Genomic DNA, 4,111 nt, shown 5'->3' with positions numbered 1-4,111 from the left:
GAAAGCTAAAAGCTGCTCACAGTAAGTATTTACCTATAGCGAGATTGCCTATTCCCTATTGCCTCTTGCTATAAGTGATAACTGCGATCGCACAATAATAATATCTATCAACCCAGGATTCATTTAATTAAGGAAAAAAATGAAAAAAACTTTAGACTTAATGGGTTCAAATCGGAGTTTTAAGACATTATTTTCTTCTGATTTTAGACGATATTTAAAAGTTATAAAAACCGGGGTTTTAGATCGGTTATCAGGACAAAGGTGGCGGTTTGTTAAACAAAAAATTATGACTGTTGAAGAACAGCAAGATTTTAAAGAACAAATTAAAATCGTTCAAAGGGTTAAAAAAACTAGCTATTTTGAGAATAAAAGACATAATTTAGCAACGGCGATCGCTCAAATTGAAAATATTTTAATTCCCCCAGGCGAAATTTTTTCCTTTTGGTATTTAGTCGGAGAACCTAGTATAAAAAATGGCTATCGAGAAGGACGAGCTATTGTTAATAATCAACTAAAATCCGATGTCGGTGGCGGTTTGTGTCAACTCTCTGGACTGATTTATTATTTAATCTTAAAAGCGGGTCTCATACCTTTAGAAAGATATCCCCATTCCCAAGATATTTATACGGAGGAAACTCGGTTTGCTCCCCTAGGGTCGGACGCAACAGTTGTTTATGGATATAAAGATCTGCGGTTTAAAAATAATTTATCTATTCCTATCTGTTTTCGATTTTATTTGTTTGAGGAAGAAATCATCGGATGCTTATGTTCTTCAGAAACCCTGGAAGAATTTAATATTGAATTTAGAATTGAAGCGCAACAAGAATTAAAAAAAGTGGATACAATTCGTTGGGTTAAAACTAGAGATCAATTAACTTTAATTACTTCTAATTTTTACCCTAGTTTAATAGCTAAAGATTAACAATGATATTTGAACACAACTCAAATAGGATTGCTATAGGTATAGGTGAATTATTTTTAGATTTTTAGTCTAAGTTTCATAAGGAAATAGGGATAAAAATATTCGCACAATTGTTGTTTTTCCAGGAATGCTTTCAATTTCCATATCTCCTTGATAAAACTCAACTAAACGCTTCACCAGAATTAATCCCAATCCAGAACCTTGCTGCTCATAAATATGGCGTTCAAATTGTTGATAAGCGCCTATTCTGGCAATTTGTTCTGCGGTCATTCCTCGTCCTGAATTAATTAATTCAAGACAATAACGATTCATGATTTTATACCCTTTCACCGAGATTAGGTCATTAAAATCAGAGAATTTGATAGCATTATCAATTAATTCTTCTATAATTTTATTAAAAATTTCTTCAGGAATATTAAGGGCTAATTTTTCTATTTCAAAATATAATTCATGATCAATGTAACTACTTTCTTTTCTTTTATTTTCAACCACATTTTTAATTAAAATTTCTGGATCTGATATCACGCCTTTAGGAAAATATTTAAGTCGTTGCGGATCTCGGTTGAGTAATTCTAAATCCGCATAGAGAAGAAAATTACAGGTCAGTCGATACAGACGAGTTGCAGAGATACTAATATTTTCTAACATCTCTTGAATTTCATCCGGTGACATTTCCTCAAAATCCGACATTAATAGTTGTGTTGTCCCGATGATTCCATTCAAAGGAGTTCTTAACTCATGGGGGAGAGATAGGGTAATATTATTACGCAATTCATCCAATTGTTTTTTGTTTTTTTGTTCAAAGGTTTCATGTTTTTGAATTCGACTGTGAATAGCTGCTAATAAATCCTGATGCGTAAAGGGTTTTGTTAAATAATCATCTGCCCCTAAATTCATACCTTGGCGTAAATCAGCCGAGGTTGATTTCGCCGTTAAAAAAATAAAAGGAATGGTTGCTGTAGCTTGATAACTCCTTAATTCTTCTAATACTTGATACCCGTCTAATGCTGGCATCATCACATCACAAATAATTAAATTAGGTAAAATTTCTTTAGCCAGTTTGACCCCGGTTTCTCCATCTTCCGCACCCACTCCTAAAAATTCTTCAGCTTCGAGAATATCTAAAATAATAGATCGAACATTCAGATCATCTTCAATCACTAATATTTTTTTCATAGGGGAAAATGACGGTTATCGTTGTACCTACGTTAATTTTACTCTGGACTTGAATCATCCCACCTTGAATCTCAACTGATTTTTTGACAATGGTTAACCCTAAACCTGTACCTGGAATTACACCCACGTTTTTAGCCCGATAAAAGGGTTCAAATAAATGTTGTTGGTCTTCTTGAGGAATACCGATACCTTGATCTTTTAGGATTAAAATTAATTGATTTTGATTATAATTTAAGTTTAATTCTATATTCCCCTCTTGAGGAGAGTATTTAATCGCATTACTAATTAAGTTATATAAAATATGTCGTAATAGTCTTTCATCTAAATAAACTTGAATGGGTAAGTTAGAGGTATTTATAGCCTGATTTTCAGAATAAATAAAGCATAAGTGTTGTTTGTCTTTTAAACTTAGTTTCATTTCTTCAATCATACTATAACAAAAACTTTCTAAATTAATTAAACTCGGTTGAAAAGGGATTTTTTGGGCTTCTCCTTGACCAATAAATAACACTTGATTTAAAAGTTCTGTCAGATGATGAACGGTTGTTTGAATTCGTTGTAGATAGATTAATTTTTTTTCTTCATCCCATTTATAACCATAATATTCTAAGGCTTCTGCTGAGGCTAAAATCGTGGTTAAAGGAGTACGAAATTCATGGGAAATCATGGAGACAAAACGGGATTTAAGTTGATTTAATTCTTTTTCTTGGTCTAGTGATTTTTGAATTTCTGCTTCAGAATATTTACGTTGAGTAATATCTTTAACATCTCCTTCATAGGCAATAATTTTTCCTTTAAAATCTCTAATAACTCTGGCATTTTCAGAAATCCAAACAATACTCCCATCACAACGATAAACCTCAGACTCAAATCCTAAAACCGTTCCTTGTTCACTCATCAGACGAACAAATTCCTCTCGACGTTGAGGATTAACATAAATTTGATCTGGGATATAGGAAAGATTTTGCATCAAATCTTCCGGGGATGAATAGCCATAGATACGGGCTAGGGCTGGATTTGCACTAATAAAACGTCCAGCAGGAGTAGATTGAAATAACCCCTCTAGGGAATTTTCAAAAATGCTGCGATATTTTGCTTCTGTTAGTGCAAGTTGTTCATAAGCCTGTTCTAATTTCTGTCGCGAGTTAAACCAAGTTCGTTGTAAATGTTCATACAGATAAACCGATAGGTTACAAATTAAACAAGTCCAGAATAAAAATAATAATAACATTAGGGAATCATAGTTAGGAGGAATAACTTCATAGCCGAGTAATTTATTGATTCCAAAGTAATATCCTAAGATAATTAATTGTGATGTTAAATGCCAAATTAAACGCACTGGAATTAATGTGGCTTGACTGACAAAGGTTAATACCCAAGCAAATAAATCAGGCTTGACATTATTATGGACGGTTTGAATAATTTGTTTACTGAGTTCCAGGGAAATTCCTAATCCTAAAAACAGCCATTTTAAATGGTAATATCCCCAGGATGTTTTTAATAATTTCAAACAAGTTAATAAACCTAAAGAGGCAAATATTTGTAAATATAAATTTTGATCAAAAAAAGGCTCTTCCCAAAAAAATAAGCGTAAAAAATTAATAAAAATAGCACTAAAATAAATACATATTCCCACAGAAAATACAAGCTGTAACCGCACCAGCAAAAAATGATGTCGCCACCGTTCATAGGACAAATGGTTAAGATTATTTTCATATTCAGGGACAACATTAACAGATCTTAAATAATTCAAAAAACGTTGAATAACCTGTAAATAGATCAGTTGATTCCTAAGTGCTTTAAACATTGATAAATTTCGGGGTTAATGCTACATTGTCCATTTAACCCTCTTTTGCCACTTTTAGGGAAAACCCCGATTTTCCGTAGGCTAAAAAGTCGTAACTGTGTTCAAATACCCCAAAATGAAAAAAAATGGCATATATATAGCAAGAGGCAATAGGGAATGGGCAATGGGCAATAGGTAAATACTTACTATAAGTAGCTTTTAGCTTT

General features: G+C 32.6%; 3 protein-coding genes. 1 reads left to right on the top strand and 2 read right to left on the bottom strand.

What is annotated here, in order from left to right; genetic code table 11:
* Window positions 1-139 precede the first annotated feature (139 nt).
* On the top strand, window positions 140-922 hold the full coding sequence (locus PL11201_RS14195) for a VanW family protein (RefSeq protein WP_234996702.1): 783 nt from the start codon (window positions 140-142) through the stop codon (window positions 920-922).
* A 69-nt stretch (window positions 923-991) separates the two neighbouring features.
* Here PL11201_RS14195 and PL11201_RS14190 read toward each other — a convergent pair whose 3' ends face one another.
* Together PL11201_RS14190 and PL11201_RS14185 are read right to left on the bottom strand one after the other, a co-directional pair.
* Window positions 992-2,098: a hybrid sensor histidine kinase/response regulator gene (locus tag PL11201_RS14190; RefSeq protein WP_079679617.1), complete on the bottom strand. Its 1,107-nt coding sequence runs from the start codon at window positions 2,096-2,098 to the stop codon at window positions 992-994.
* Window positions 2,076-3,905, bottom strand: a complete 1,830-nt coding sequence (locus PL11201_RS14185; protein ID WP_079679616.1) for a PAS domain-containing sensor histidine kinase — start codon at window positions 3,903-3,905, stop codon at window positions 2,076-2,078. The genes PL11201_RS14190 and PL11201_RS14185 overlap by 23 nt, the downstream gene beginning before the upstream one ends.
* Window positions 3,906-4,111: the final 206 nt, after the last annotated feature.

The sequence above is a fragment of the Planktothrix sp. PCC 11201 genome, from assembly GCF_900009135.1.
GTDB lineage: Bacteria > Cyanobacteriota > Cyanobacteriia > Cyanobacteriales > Microcoleaceae > Planktothrix.
Note: the sequence above shows the minus strand (reverse complement) of the source record. Positions and strands in the feature narration are given on the sequence as shown.

Bases quoted from the DNA above. Each gene is read 5' to 3' on its own strand.
- PL11201_RS14195 (WP_234996702.1), top strand. From the start codon at position 140: ATGAAAAAAACTTTAGACTTAATGGGTTCAAATCGGAGTTTTAAGACA.
- PL11201_RS14190 (WP_079679617.1), bottom strand. From the start codon at position 2,098: ATGAAAAAAATATTAGTGATTGAAGATGATCTGAATGTTCGATCTATT.
- PL11201_RS14185 (WP_079679616.1), bottom strand. From the start codon at position 3,905: ATGTTTAAAGCACTTAGGAATCAACTGATCTATTTACAGGTTATTCAA.